12 protein-coding genes are annotated in these 13,735 nt (G+C 51.3%); 11 read left to right on the plus strand and 1 reads right to left on the minus strand.

Annotation, left to right across the window (positions count from 1 at the left end; all coding sequences use genetic code 11):
• Positions 1–80 precede the first annotated feature (80 nt).
• From G8764_RS00300 to G8764_RS00340, 9 genes are all read left to right on the plus strand, one after another.
• Positions 81–479: a helix-turn-helix domain-containing protein gene (locus G8764_RS00300; protein WP_166160769.1), complete on the plus strand. Its 399-nt coding sequence runs from the start codon at positions 81–83 to the stop codon at positions 477–479.
• Between the two features lie 2 nt (positions 480–481).
• A complete protein-coding gene (locus tag G8764_RS00305; RefSeq protein ID WP_166160771.1) occupies positions 482–1,798 on the plus strand; it encodes a type II toxin-antitoxin system HipA family toxin in 1,317 nt (438 codons plus the stop codon).
• A 10-nt stretch (positions 1,799–1,808) separates the two neighbouring features.
• Entirely contained in the window at positions 1,809–2,201 is a 393-nt protein-coding gene (locus G8764_RS00310) for a Fis family transcriptional regulator (protein WP_166160773.1), read from the plus strand.
• A 222-nt stretch (positions 2,202–2,423) separates the two neighbouring features.
• Positions 2,424–2,738 (plus strand): YciI family protein, encoded by a 315-nt coding sequence (locus tag G8764_RS00315; RefSeq protein WP_166160775.1) that lies wholly within the window; start codon positions 2,424–2,426, stop codon positions 2,736–2,738.
• A 30-nt stretch (positions 2,739–2,768) separates the two neighbouring features.
• Positions 2,769–3,116, plus strand: a complete 348-nt coding sequence (locus tag G8764_RS00320; RefSeq protein WP_425049201.1) for a nucleotide pyrophosphohydrolase — start codon at positions 2,769–2,771, stop codon at positions 3,114–3,116.
• Positions 3,117–3,533: 417 nt separating this feature from the next.
• Positions 3,534–3,938, plus strand: coding sequence for an HIT family protein (locus G8764_RS00325; protein WP_341806257.1), 405 nt, complete (start codon positions 3,534–3,536; stop codon positions 3,936–3,938).
• On the plus strand, positions 3,935–5,242 hold the full coding sequence (locus G8764_RS00330) for a protein NO VEIN domain-containing protein (protein ID WP_166160778.1): 1,308 nt from the start codon (positions 3,935–3,937) through the stop codon (positions 5,240–5,242). Before G8764_RS00325 ends, G8764_RS00330 begins: the two co-directional genes overlap by 4 nt.
• Positions 5,243–5,318: 76 nt before the next feature.
• Positions 5,319–5,750 (plus strand): (deoxy)nucleoside triphosphate pyrophosphohydrolase, encoded by a 432-nt coding sequence (locus G8764_RS00335; RefSeq protein WP_166160780.1) that lies wholly within the window; start codon positions 5,319–5,321, stop codon positions 5,748–5,750.
• A 9-nt stretch (positions 5,751–5,759) separates the two neighbouring features.
• Positions 5,760–8,873, plus strand: a complete 3,114-nt coding sequence (locus G8764_RS00340) for a DUF3427 domain-containing protein (RefSeq protein ID WP_166160782.1) — start codon at positions 5,760–5,762, stop codon at positions 8,871–8,873.
• A gap of 54 nt (positions 8,874–8,927) precedes the next feature.
• Here G8764_RS00340 and G8764_RS00345 read toward each other — a convergent pair whose 3' ends face one another.
• Positions 8,928–9,668: a hypothetical protein gene (locus G8764_RS00345; RefSeq protein WP_166160784.1), complete on the minus strand. Its 741-nt coding sequence runs from the start codon at positions 9,666–9,668 to the stop codon at positions 8,928–8,930.
• A gap of 198 nt (positions 9,669–9,866) precedes the next feature.
• On the opposite strand from G8764_RS00345, the gene G8764_RS00350 reads away from it, so the two are divergent.
• Both G8764_RS00350 and G8764_RS00355 read left to right on the plus strand, forming a co-directional pair.
• Positions 9,867–10,808, plus strand: a complete 942-nt coding sequence (locus G8764_RS00350) for an alpha/beta fold hydrolase (protein WP_166160786.1) — start codon at positions 9,867–9,869, stop codon at positions 10,806–10,808.
• A gap of 505 nt (positions 10,809–11,313) precedes the next feature.
• Positions 11,314–13,557, plus strand: coding sequence for an alginate lyase family protein (locus G8764_RS00355; RefSeq protein ID WP_166160788.1), 2,244 nt, complete (start codon positions 11,314–11,316; stop codon positions 13,555–13,557).
• Positions 13,558–13,735 lie beyond the last annotated feature (178 nt).

Below are 13,735 nucleotides of genomic sequence, written 5' to 3' on the forward strand. Positions count from 1 at the left end.
GCCATGCCATGCTTTATGTGTCAAATTAGTCGTGTTAAAGCATAAACCCAGGTTAATACGACAAAGCTGGCATTTAATCTATGGTCAATTCCAGTGCCCTCAGCGCGGACTCATGCAAGCGATTGCTGGGCGAGCGCATTAAACAGGAGCGCATCGCCCGCGACCTGACCCAACGACGGTGCGCCTTTGAAGCTGGTATTTCCCTGCGCACCCAGGTCAGGCTGGAAAAAGGCGAATCCGATTCACTCGCCGCACTGATTCAGGTTCTGCAGGTATTAAAGCTGGAGGAGGGGCTATTGCGCTTGATTCCAGACCGAACCGACTCCCCCCTGGCCCGGAGCCAACCGCATAGCCCCCGCGGTAAACCCCGCCAGAGGGTGAGGACGTCCAGCGCTAAAGCAAAAGCCACCACCGCAACCAGTAACGGCAAGGGCTGGCGCGGCTTTAAGGACCCGGTCTCGTTCGGGGATGATGACTAGCCATGGCGCCCAGGATCGATACAGCGCAAGTCTGGCTCTGGGGCGTGATGATCGGTGCGGTCAGTTGGGATAAGCGCGGCTACAGCCTGTTTGAATACACCCCCGAGTTTTGTGACAGCGGCATTCAGCTGGCCCCCTTGACCATGCCTTTGGCCCGCACCATCTACCAGTTTCCCGACCTCAACCCCGCCACATATCGCGGCTTGCCCGGCCTGCTGGCCGACGCCTTGCCCGACAAATTCGGCAACGCGCTGATCGACCAGTGGCTGGTGCGCGAAGGGATCGATCGAGAGGAATTTACCCCGCTGGACCGGCTCTGCTACATCGGCAAGCGCGCCATGGGGGCACTGGAGTTCCACCCGGCAGTGCGCCGCCCGAGCCGCCTCGACCATCCCCTCGACCTGGCCGCCATGGTGGACCTGGTCAGCCGCATACTCAGCGCCCGTGGCGAACTGCGCGGCACCCTGGGCAGGGATGAAACCGTGGACGAGGAAATCCTGCGCGACATCTTGCACGTGGGCGTCTCGGCGGCCGGGGCCCGGGCCAAGGCCGTCGTCGCCTACAACGAAAGCAGCGGCGAAGTGCGCTCCGGCCAGCTGGATTTAGCCCCCGGTTTCGAGCACTGGCTGCTGAAGTTCGACGGTGTGCGCAATAATCGCGACAAGGAACTGGCCGACAGCCAAGGCTACGGCCTGATGGAATACGCCTACTATCGCATGGCCACCGTCGCCGGCATCCAAATGAGCGAGTGCCGCCTGCTGCCGGAAAACGACCGCCATCACTTTATGACCCGGCGCTTCGACCGCACCGCCACGGGCAAGAAGCTGCACATGCAATCCCTCTGCGCCATGGCCCACTACGATTTCAATTTGCCCGGCGCCTACAGCGTCGAGCAGGCCATGCAGGTAAGCCGCGACCTCGGGCTGGGCATGAGCGCCATCGAGCAGTTGTATCGCCGCGCGCTGTTTAATATCGTCGCCCGCAACCAGGACGATCACGTCAAGAACATTGCGTTCTTGATGGATTCCAGCGGCCAGTGGCGCCTGGCGCCGGCCTTTGACCTGACCTTCGCCTACAATCCAGAAGGCGCCTTTACCTCCCAGCACCAGATGACCCTGAACGGTAAACGCAAGGACTACCAGGTGGAGGATTTTATCGCCCTCGGCAAGCGCTTTAACTTACCTCGCCGGCAGGCCCTGGCCATACTCGAGGAGGTGGAGGCGGGGGTACGCTTGTGGCCCGCAGAAGCCGCGCAACTGGGCGTACCGGAAGACCAGATCGAAGTGCGGCAACAATACCATCGTTTCTTTTTAACCTGAGCGGTACCCAATGGCCAAACCCCAGAGCAAGACCCAGAAGAAAATCGACAACAACATTCGCCTGGCCCTCAACGCCGTCTGTGAACAGGCGCTGGATGAAGTGCCCGGCTTTCAGTGGCTGACCCATCGGGCCAACTACACCAACTTTCCCGCCAGCTTGCTGATCACCTGTGTATTCGAAACCGAGGATCAACGGCAGCGGGCCCAGCAGGATGGCAACAGCGACAGGCTGCAGAAGTTGATCCAGGCCAAGCTGCTGAAAGCCGGGGTAAAGCTGCCGGCCCTGAAAAAGCAGGTGCTGTTCGACAGCGAGCAGGCCTGCAGCGACGAAAGTGGCGGTGACTGGGAGCGGCGCCTGGCGGCGAGCGCCGGCCGGGCTGTGGCGAAAAATCGGCCCGGCTGAGTCTGGAATTGGGCTTAGAATATAGAAGCCTGCGGCCAGTATAGATTCCAGCAGCCCTTGCTATATTCCTCTCTCGTGGGCTAAATTTCAGCGTCTTAGCCAATGAATGTATCGTCAAGCTTTTATTGATACTCTTAAGGCCGCAGCGGCTGCTCAAGCTCGTGCCTGGCGCAACCCTCAAGCACACATTAATGGATAGCCTCAAAATAACGGAGAACCAACATGGCCAAGTATTTGTTTGTATACCACGGCGGCAGCATGCCGGAATCTGAAGCCGACCAGAAAGCCGCCATGGACGCTTGGGGACAGTGGCTGGGCGACCTGGGTAACGAGGTCATCGATGGCGGCGCCCCTGTCGGCATGTCCACCACCGTGCACAGCGATGGCTCGGTCAGCGACGACGGCGGCAGCAACCCCACCAGCGGTTACAGCCTGATCGAAGCAGCCAGCCTGGAGGATGCCGTCAGCAAGGCGAAACGCTGCCCGATCCTCCAGCACGGCGGATCCGTTGAGCTGGCCGAGACCTTCGACGTATAAAGGAAACCCCATTTTGAGTGAAGCCCCAAAGTGAGTGATATTAAGGATTTACAAAAACTGCTGCGCGACTTCGCCGCAGAGCGCGACTGGGACCAGTTCCACTCTCCCAAAAACCTGGCCATGGCCCTGAGCGTGGAAGCCTCCGAGTTGCTGGAACACTTCCAGTGGCTCAGCGAGGCCGAGTCCGCCTCACTGCCCCCCGACAAACTGGCACCGGTGGCCGAAGAGATGGCCGATGTGTTTCTGTACCTGCTGAGAATGGCCGACAAGATGGGTGTCGACCTGGTGGAGCAGGGGCACAGGAAGATTGTGAAGAACCGGGGGAGGTATCCGGCGGATAAGGTTAGGGGGAGTTCTAAGAAGTATTCGGAGTATTGAGGGGGGTAGGGGGGTGATTCGATAAAAAAATAGCCATTGCTGGTATTGCAGCGGTGGACGGTGGTCTCTCGAAGTGCCTTTTGTTTGGTCGTTAACGGACGAATAAATTCTACGAATCATGGTGCCCACACAGCCGTGCTATGGCACTATTGAGCGCAGACTAAAGAGTAAATCGCCCCCAAAAACCCCACTCAAACTACGGAGATAATAGAAGACATCAAATGAATCAGCGTTATTTTTGAGCAAGGAATGATCAGAATTACGTGCGAAACAAAAATAGGTGTATCAGGAAATAACGGAGTATGTGAGTTTGAAATTGATTTCTACCATGTTTGCATCGCATGAAACTTATTCATCTATGGACTACCGTTGTTCACCGGTTACTTTTTTGGCCTTGCTATGTGTAGAGGTCCAGATGTGAGCAAATGTAAACCCTGTCCTTTCTGCGACATTGCACAAAATCCCTCGCACCCGCGCAATGTTGCGTTAAATGATTATGCCTTCGCTATTCGAGATGGCTACCCCATTACCCTTGGTCATAGCTTGATTATCCCCAAGCGTCATATTGAATCCTTTTTCGCAACGTCCGAGGCTGAGAAGCAGTGCTTGTTAGAATTGTTGGAGCAGGCTAAGGCTCAACTTGACGTTGAGTTTCAACCCGCGGGTTATAACATTGGGATTAACGATGGTCTGGCGGCAGGTCAGACAATACCTCATTTGCATATTCATTTGATTCCGCGGTATCAAGAGGAGGGTAAAGATCCTCGGGGTGGGGTACGGTGGGTTATTGCGGAGAAAGCTGATTATTGGAGTAGACAATGAGTTTACTCAGATTTGAGAACCTGTTTTCAAACCTCAAACTTAATACCCGCGGCGGCGGAGAAAAAAGTCCGCACAAAGTAGCGATGCTATTGGCGGTGATTGATCTAATCGAAAGTGGCACTATTACCGAGAATCACATAGCTTTCGATCAAGCACTGAAGACCACTTTCACTCATCATTTTCTTCACTTTGCCGGACCCAGTGATCGAGACAACCCGCATTTGCCATTCTTCCACCTCCGCAGCAGCGGTTTCTGGCACCATCATCTCAAGCCTGGTAAAACTGATGACTACCGCACTCTGACTACTGCAAGTGGTCCCGGCACTATAGTCGAGCATATCGCTTTCGCTTACTTGGACGATGAGTTATTTGAATTGCTTGCTAATGGAGTGGCCCGAGAGTTATTAAAAACCTCTCTACTGAAAAACCTAACAGTCCAGGATCGAGACCAGTTACTGGGTGTTGGCGAGGGGTGGAACTGGTTGGAGTGTGAGGCCACGGTGCAAGATTACTTTCTCATGCTAAAAAATGAACTCGCTGGACAAAAATACAATAAAACTGAACATCGCCGTGCTTTAGCATCAAAACTCAGAACTCGCAGTAAAGGTTCAATCGAATATAAACACCAAAATATTAGTGCTGTACTAGTAGAATTGGGGCAGCCTTACATTCAGGGCTACAAACCCGCATTTAATTATCAGCAACAACTTAAACAGGTAGTGTTGGCACACTTGGCAGCGAATCCTTCAGATATCGAATCTATGATTTACGCGGCCGACGCAGTAACCCTGAAGGTACCGACACAGATAGATTGGGATAGAGTATTTGATCCAGAGTTACCCGAACGGATCCCGAGTGTGCAAGAATCGAAACGCCAATACTTGGCACGAAACACCAACTTCACTGATCGTGAACGCAACAATCGCCAGTTAGGACAATGTGGTGAATCCTTTGTTGTTGAGTTCGAGCGCTATCGATTAAAACAGTTAGGCCGAGCGGATTTGGCCAACGAAGTGGAGTGGAGTAGTAGAGTACGTGGTGATGGCTTAGGGTATGATGTGACTTCTTTTAACCACGAGAGGGATGAAGAGCTATATATTGAAGTAAAAACAACCAGTAGCGGTAAATACCAGCCATTCTTCGTTAGCAAGAATGAACTTGCGTTTTCCAAAACGCGACCTGACCATTACAGCCTTTATCGTGTTTACAATTTCAAACAGAACGCACGAATTTATCAGCTGTCAGGGCCCGTAGACAAATACGTGAATCTAGATCCGCAAAATTACCTTGCTAGTTTTAGCTAATGACCAGTATCTGTAGTTGCAATTTAATGCAATTCCGAAACGGTATTGGAGTAAAACAAGCCTAAATACAAACGATATGAAAAAACAAATTGACGTAGCTGCAGCAATAATAATCAAAGACAAAAAAGTTTTCGCTGCTCGCCGTAAAGCGGGCATGCACCTCGCCGGTTATTGGGAGTTCCCAGGAGGTAAGTTAGAGGATAATGAAACTCCAGAGCGCTGTCTAGCACGTGAGTTAAAGGAAGAGCTTGACATCACTACACGAGTCGGCGCCTTTGTTGGTATGAGTGTCTTTGATTATGGAACAAAGGTTGTTCGTTTATTGGCTTATGAAGTTGAGCACTTAAGCGGCGAGTTAAAGTTGATTGACCACGATGCGTTTTGCTGGCTTGGCTTCGATGAGCTTGAGAGAATTCAATGGGCACCTGCAGATATTCCTCTAGTAAATCTGTGTAAAAGTTTAATTGCAAGCACCTCGGTCTTAAGCGCTAAACAATCCAATATTTAGGCATTTAATATGAGTGACGGTAAGGATAAAGTGGGTCTTTATGAGTCGATAATAACCGATTTAATTGGTAGAGAGTTGGCGTCTCTGGATGGTGAATCGATTTATGTCAAAACTCAAAAAATAGACCCAGCAGAAATTGGAGATCGATTAGCTTTACATATTGGCAAGGTCATGGAAAGAGCGTTGTCTACTGTCACTGATAAAGATCGTATCGACGTTGGTATTCAATTAGCACGAAAAATAGTCTCTCACATTGAAAGCTCTGTTACTAAGGCAGGTGTACTCGGTGACGTTCCGATAAATACCAACGAGTTTTTATCTGCTATTCTTCCCTTTAATCCTGATGGTTCTATTGCTGAAATGGGGCGGCCCTTAACGCCTTTACTAGATACTACGCTCCTCACCAATGCACCCGGTGAACCACGTGTTGGTGCACAGATTGCCACAGAGATAGCGTCAGCGAATAGAATTGATATCGTTATGGCGTTCATTCGCCGTAGTGGTATAAGGCCATTTATTGAGAGTTTACGAAGACATTGTTTGCGCTCGGAGAATCAACCCAGTCTGCGAGTGTTGACAACGACCTATACAGGTTCTACTGAAGTCGAAGCATTGGAATTGCTTCAAAATTTAGGCGCCGAGATTAAAGTCTCCTACGATACGACAGTTGCTAGGCTCCATGCCAAGGCTTGGCATTTCCACCGTTTTTCTGGAGCGTCTACAGCGTACATTGGTTCATCAAACCTGACCCATTCTGCTCAAGTAAGCGGTATGGAGTGGAACGTGCGAGTTTCTGGTCTTCGCAATCCAGATGTGGTACGAAAAATAACTTCCGTGTTTGAAGCCTATTGGACGGGTGGTGATTTTCGTTCGTACAAACGCGATGAGTTTGTGAAGGAAACTGATCCCCCCAAGATCGCCACCCCTAATATTATCTTAAGCCCAATTGAACTCAGGTTGGAGCCTTTTCAGGAGCGCCTACTCGAACAAGTGACCGTTGCAAGAATTCAGGGCCATCACCGCAATTTGTTAGTCTCTGCTACAGGTACCGGTAAAACAGTAATGGCTGCGATCGATTATTTGCGTTTAAGGGATACAATGGCACGGTGCCGACTTTTGTTTGTGGCACATAGAGAGGAGATCTTAGATCAAAGCATAGCCACTTTTCGGTATGCATTACGCGAACCTGCTTTTGGAGAGAAATGGGTCGGAAAGCATCATCCAACTAATTTTGATTATGTTTTCGCATCAATACAATCTTTGAATGCGGCAGGACTTTCAAATTTAGCTACAAATCATTTTGATGTAGTGATCGTGGACGAATTTCATCACGCGGCCGCCCCCTCTTACAAAAACTTATTGTCGCATGTCAATCCAGTTGAGCTATTGGGTTTGACGGCGACCCCTGAGCGGACCGACGGACTTTCCATTCTGGAGTGGTTTGACGGCCGCATCGCTGCAGAACTTAGATTGTGGGATGCAATCGATCAACATCGCTTAACTCCGTTTTCCTACTACGGAATTCACGATGGGTTAGATTTAAGGGCAATACCGTGGCGGAGAGGAACTGGATACGATATTCAGGAGCTTAGCAATCTGTATACCTCAAGTGATGCCTGGGCTCGTCTTGTTATAAACGAAGTATCCAAGCGCGTTGACTATTCAAATACAATGAAGGCACTTGGTTTCTGCGTCAGCATTAAGCATGCACAGTTTATGGCGCATCAGTTTGTTAAAGCAGGGGTCGCTGCAGCCGCCATTTGGGGTGACACACCAGAAAATGAGCGGCGTGACGCGTTACGTATGTTGGCAGATGGAAAAATTCAAATTTTGTTCTCGGTAGATTTGTTTAACGAAGGTGTGGATATACCTGCTGTTGACACACTTCTCCTCCTGAGACCAACGGAAAGTGCTACGCTATTTTTACAGCAGCTCGGTCGAGGATTGAGAAAGAGCAGGGATAAGTATATTTGCACCGTCCTAGACTTTGTCGGTACACATAGACGAGAGTTCCGCTTTGATAAGCGACTCTCAGCGTTGCTGGGTGGTTCTAGAAAATACATTAAGTCACAAGTAGAAAATGCTTTCCCATACCTACCTGTGGGTTGTCATATGGAGCTTGATGCAGTTGCTACTCAAACTGTATTAGAAAGCCTTAGATCAGCCTTACCAATCGGTTGGAATCAAAAAGTGCAAGAATTGCGCTCGCTAATTGCTTCTGGTTTCAAGCCAAGCATGTCGACTTTCCTGGAAGAATCCGGTCTAGAGCTAACAGATATTTATACAGCAAATAAATCCTGGTCAGATTTTTTGGAGGCGGTTGATCTCGAGGTGCTGGCACCAGGACCAAGCGAGCCATTTTTAAGGCGTGCTATTGGGCGTATGTTGCACATTGATGATGAGGAGCGGTTGGACTTTTATCTTCGTCTATTGAGTGATCTAGAACATCCTGAATTAGAAAGCTTATCTGTGCGCGAGCAGAGAATGACGAGGATGCTAGTCGCCTCAATGTGTGATCAGGTTTTAGACAAGCATATGTCGCTTGCTGGAGGCATTGAATTACTTTGGCAGCATCCGCAAGTAATTGTAGAACTCCATGAGTTGTTTGCTTTTTTAAAACTGCAGATTAATCATGTGCACCATTCCGTTAGAACGCATGTAAATGTACCTCTGCAGATTCACGCTAAGTATACGAGAATTGAAATGCTGGCTGCGCTAGGTGTCGGGAATACGGCAAAGACTCGGCCTTGGCGCGAGGGTGTGTTGTGGGTTGAGGCGGAGAAGTCAGATGTTTTCGCATTTACACTCGATAAATCAGAGGGAAATTTTTCCCCAACGACTAGATACCGAGATTATGCAATCAGCCGTGAGTTGATTCATTGGGAAAGTCAGTCCTCAACCACCTCGACAAGTACAACTGGCAAGCGATATTGCAACCATGTTAAAGAAGGATCATCGGTTATGTTGTTTGCCCGAGAAAATACGAATGAGCGGGCCTTTTGGTTTCTAGGGCCTGCAACTTATGTGTCTCATGAGTCAGATAGACCAATGGGAATTACCTGGAAACTGGATGTTCTATTGCCAGGTGATTTGTATATGGAGTTTGCAGCTGCAGTGGCCTAGAGAGCATTTCTCGACGGTTATTGGCCAAACATCCCTAATATTGCTGCTACTGCATCAACACGCCTCATGAACCCTGTTTTCCAACTCTCTCCGCTGGGCTCTAAGCCGGTTTCCTCGCTCCATGGTGTAACCGGCTCGCAATTGATTGTTTATCCGCTTGATCCTGTTTTTCAAGTTTTCACAACCTGACGAGTCGGACGAGCTTTCCTCGCCGTTGATCAAAATAGCGCCACCCCCTGATTTTGGCTTGCTGGCATTATAAGCGACATAGTTTGGTCTGATTCTTTGGTTCAGGTGACTGCGGGCAAAATCGGCAGACTGCTTGCAGGCCGAATTCATGTTGAGTCGCGAAACTTCCTTCTGATCCTGATTGTACCAGCGAGTCCAGTTGTTGCAGGTCTCCTGCAGCTTGTTGAATATGGCCTGGTCCTCGCGGCGCTGGCGCAGGTTGTCGCTCCTCGACTGGGCCGGCGGCAAGTTCGCCCCCAGCACCTTCTGGTCGGGCACCGATACCCGGGTTGCGGAGGAAATGCCTGGCGCCGGTTGCAGCGGCAGGGTGGTTCTGAGAGTGGGGACGGTTGTCTGGGCCAGGGCAGGTGCAGAGGATGCAACTGCTGCCAGGGAAGGACTGGTCACCGGGGAGGGGGCAGCAGCACCGGCCTTATTACTTGCCCCAAGGAGGCTTTTGCCGGTTTGTTCGAGAGCCGCTATTCGGCCGCTATTGTAGATACCGAAACCAATGACCAGGCTCAGGCCAAACATCAGCAAAAACACGATAATATGCGCCACTTTCATTCATCAATCCCTGATTCAGCTGCTCCATGCAACCCGGGTGATAGTTTAGGTCAAAACTTTGCATGCTGGGAATAGGGCAAAAGTACTGGTCGCCATTTTGTCAGGCATTGCCGGGAAGGGCCGGCTACAGCCAAAATCTTCTTTGGCTATATCGGCAGTTGAGGCATAGTGTGGCCGAACAACGAAAGGAACTTGAATATGTCGGAACTTTTTTACCTGGTATTGGCTCTATTCGCGCTGCTGTTTCTGGCTTATCTGTTCGCGCCTTTAAAGCTGGTGGAGGTTTTCCTGAAGCTCGCCAGGCGGATGTGCGGTTACCGGACCAAGACCGTCAGCGTCGATGGCTACCAGTGGCACTACCTGGATTCTGGCGGCGAGGGTAAAGAGGTGCTGGTGCTGGTGCACGGCTTTGGCGCAAACAAGGATAACTGGCTGACTTATGGGCGCCTGTTTACCAAGCACTATCGCGTTATCGTGCCGGACCTGCCGGGCTTTGGTGATAACCGCAAAGACCCGTCGCTGAGCTATCACGTGACCTTGCAGACCGACCGCCTGCAGGGCTTTTTCCGCCAGCTGGGCCTGGGGCCGGTGCATCTGGTGGGTAATTCCATGGGCGGCTATATCGCCACGCTGTTTGCACTGAAATACCCCGAGCAACTGAAGTCGGTGCTGTTGATGAACTCGGCCGGGGTCAAGGGTACTCGGCAATCCTGGCTGGAGAGAAACGCTGTGGAGGGCAAAAACCCGCTGGTCATTAATACCATTGAGCAAATGGATGACCTGTTTGCGCGGATTAGCCATCGTCCGCTGAAGTTTCCGGGGCCGGTGAAGAACTATATGTTCCTCGATATGAAAACCAACCATGATTTTTATGACGGCATATTCTGGGAGTTATTGGGCACAGAAGGCGAGATGCCTTACCTCAATGAACAACTGCAGCAAATCACGGTACCGCTGATGGTTGTCTGGGGCAGCGAGGACCAGTTACTGGATGTCAGTTGTGCCTATGTCATCAAGGAAAAGCTGCCGTCGGCAACCCTGCTGGTGCTGGAGCAGGTGGGGCATATTCCCATGATTGAAGCTACCCACGAGACCGCTGCCCGCCATCTGGAGTTTTTGTCGAAGCTGGCGCCTGCTTAACAGCTGCTGGCATCCGGTAACAACTCTTGGTCATAACACAGCACCTGTAAAACTTCACAACGCCCGCCAACTCCATTGCTGCGGGCTCCAGCGCAAGGCATTTTTTGCCCCTTTATCCGGGCAAACCTGGCAGGCTGGAGCCGGCGGTTGGGGCGCCATTGCCAGCTGCCGAATAAAAAATGAGCTAAATCAGTCGGTTAGATTTAACGCAAAAATGTAAAAACTACTTGTATTACCAAATATAAGAGAGTCTGGGTGTTTTGGCTTTACAAAACCCCTCGAAATTGGTTATATTCCCCCCACTGCATCCACTCTAACTAAATAACCGGGGAGCATTCCATGATAGCCAACCATCAATACAGTACCTGCCCGCCGGTTATCTCAGTCGTCACAATCTTCAATTAATGCTTCTCAGTTGCGCACGCCCGCTAGGGCAGGGGTAGGGTTGTACTGCTCGCGCCGGGCGCATGGATTTACGGAATTTGTACTCAAGAGACACGGAAAAATGAATCTAAAAAACAGCATGGCAATCTTTTTACTGGTTATTGGCTTTGCATTTCCGGCGCTAACGCTAGCCGAGGGCCACCCCAACCTGATTTTAACCAAAGCCGGGGTTGAGAAAATCCGGGCGAATTTGGGCAAAGTGCCGTTGTTTGATGCCTCCTTGAAAAGCCTGCAGGAAGAAGTCGATGCCGAAATAGCCCTGGGCATAGACACCCCGATCCCCAAGGATTTCTCCGGCGGCTACACCCACGAAAGGCACAAGCGCAATTTCCAAATAGCGCAGAAAGCCGGGGCGCTGTTCCAGATTCTGGAGGACGAAAAATACGCCCGCTATGTGCGGGATATGTTGATGCAATATGAGGCTATGTACAAAAACCTGCCCCTGCACCCGCAGGAGCGATCCTATTCGCGCGGCAAGCTCTTTTGGCAGTGCCTGAACGACAGCAACTGGCTGGTGTATATGAGCCAGGCCTACGATGCCATTTATGAGTGGTTGCCACAGGAGCAGCGCAGCACGCTGGAGAAAAACCTGTTTCGGCCCTTCGCCGACTTTATCTCGCTGGAAAATCCCCAGTTCTTCAATCGGGTACACAACCACAGCACCTGGGGCAATGCCGCGGTGGGCATGATCGGCCTGGTCATGAAGGATGAGGAATTGATTCAGCGTGCGTTGTACGGCATCGAGGACGACGGTCTGCCCATCGGCACCAAGGACAACGATGGCGGTATCATCAAGGTAGAAGGGCAGAAGAAGGGCTTTTTTGCCAACCTGGAAGAACCGTTTTCCCCCGACGGCTACTATACCGAAGGCCCTTACTACCAGCGCTACGCCATGTCGCCGTTTTTGATTTTTGCGGTCGGCTTGCACAACGCCAGGCCCGAGTTCAAGGTGCTTGAGCACAAGGATGGCGTACTGCTGAAAGCGGTGGATGCGCTGCTGAACCTGGCGGATGCGGACGGCGAATTCTTTCCGTTAAACGACGGCCAGAAAGGCATGTCCTATTACTCCCGTGAACTGGTGACCGCGGTCGATCTCGCCTATCACTACGGTGACCAGAATCCGCAATTGCTCAGCATAGCGGAGAAACAGGGCCAGGTGTTGCTGGACGAGTCCGGCCTGTCGGTGGCTTTGGGTATCCAGCAGGGTAAAGCCGAACCCTTCGTCAAGAAATCCGTCAATTTGCGCGATGGCCCGGATGGCAAGCAGGGCAGTATCGGTGTACTTCGCTACGGCGACGAGGATTTGACCCTGGTATTCAAAGCTGCGGCACAGGGGTTGAGCCACGGTCACTACGACAAGCTCTCTTTCTCCCTCTACGAGCAGGGCGATGAAGTGTTGCAGGATTACGGCCTCGCCCGTTTCGTCAATATCGAGCAGAAGGGCGGCGGTAATTACCTGAAGGAAAACAAGACCTGGGCCAAGCAAACCGTTGCCCATAACACCCTTACCCTGAACCAGACCTCCCATTTTAACGGCGATTACGAGACGGGCAGCAAACACCACTCCGAGCTTTATCTCTTTGCCGGCTCCGGTAAAGACGTTCAGGTGGTGAGTGGCAAAGAGTCAAACGCCTACCCCGGCACAGACATGCACCGGACTATGGCGATGATCAAGGACGCGAGTTTTGAGAAGCCATTCGTGCTCGACATTATGAAAGTGTCTTCCGACCGCGAAAACCAGTACGACCTGCCGTTTTACTACATGGGGCATGTGCTGAAGGTGAATTTTGACTACGACTCACCGTCCAGCTTGCAGCCACTGGGTAAAACCAATGGCTACGAACATTTGTACCTCGAAGGCAAAGGCAAACCCGCGACCGACACTACCCAGTTCGCATGGCTGGGCAACGGCAAATACTATACCTTGACGTCAGCCACCAACACCTCCGACGAGTTGTTGCTGACCCGCCTGGGCGCCAACGATCCCGAGTTTAACCTGCGCCGGGATGCCGCCATCATGCTTCGCCGCAAGGCAAAGGATACAATTTTTGCGACGGTCATAGAGCCCCACGGCAGTTACAGCCCAGTCAGCGAGTTGTCAGTCAATTCGAACAGCAACATTGCCAGCCTGAAGGTGGTGCACGACGATAAGAACTACACGGCGGTATCCATTGAGGACCAGCAAGGGCAGGTTAAAGTGTTCCTGTTGGCCAACAAGAATGCCTCCACGTCCAAAAAGCACAAGTTAAAAGTCGGTTCCAAGAGCTATCGCTGGACCGGCCCATACCACTACACAACCATGTAGTCGTTAACTGCTGCAACAGGTAAACCGTACCACAGCAACCGGGGGCTCTATAGCCCCCGGTTGCCTTTTCTAACCACCGAAATATCTATCGACAATCCCATCTCTCATAGTTTCATATCAATAGCGAGCCAGGCTTGAAAGGAGTATGTTCAGTTGTGTCGTAGCCTTTTCGTGCCAA

The sequence above is a fragment of the Pseudomaricurvus alcaniphilus genome (assembly GCF_011440395.1).
Classification (GTDB): Bacteria; Pseudomonadota; Gammaproteobacteria; order Pseudomonadales; family Cellvibrionaceae; genus Pseudomaricurvus; species Pseudomaricurvus alcaniphilus.

What these genes read in the sequence shown, in the direction of transcription:
- G8764_RS00300 (WP_166160769.1), top strand. Translation starts at nt 81, where the DNA reads ATGGTCAATTCCAGTGCCCTCAGCGCGGACTCATGCAAGCGATTGCTG.
- G8764_RS00305 (WP_166160771.1), top strand. Translation starts at nt 482, where the DNA reads ATGGCGCCCAGGATCGATACAGCGCAAGTCTGGCTCTGGGGCGTGATG.
- G8764_RS00310 (WP_166160773.1), top strand. Translation starts at nt 1,809, where the DNA reads ATGGCCAAACCCCAGAGCAAGACCCAGAAGAAAATCGACAACAACATT.
- G8764_RS00315 (WP_166160775.1), top strand. Translation starts at nt 2,424, where the DNA reads ATGGCCAAGTATTTGTTTGTATACCACGGCGGCAGCATGCCGGAATCT.
- G8764_RS00330 (WP_166160778.1), top strand. Translation starts at nt 3,935, where the DNA reads ATGAGTTTACTCAGATTTGAGAACCTGTTTTCAAACCTCAAACTTAAT.
- G8764_RS00335 (WP_166160780.1), top strand. Translation starts at nt 5,319, where the DNA reads ATGAAAAAACAAATTGACGTAGCTGCAGCAATAATAATCAAAGACAAA.
- G8764_RS00340 (WP_166160782.1), top strand. Translation starts at nt 5,760, where the DNA reads ATGAGTGACGGTAAGGATAAAGTGGGTCTTTATGAGTCGATAATAACC.
- G8764_RS00345 (WP_166160784.1), bottom strand. Translation starts at nt 9,668, where the DNA reads ATGAAAGTGGCGCATATTATCGTGTTTTTGCTGATGTTTGGCCTGAGC.
- G8764_RS00350 (WP_166160786.1), top strand. Translation starts at nt 9,867, where the DNA reads ATGTCGGAACTTTTTTACCTGGTATTGGCTCTATTCGCGCTGCTGTTT.
- G8764_RS00355 (WP_166160788.1), top strand. Translation starts at nt 11,314, where the DNA reads ATGAATCTAAAAAACAGCATGGCAATCTTTTTACTGGTTATTGGCTTT.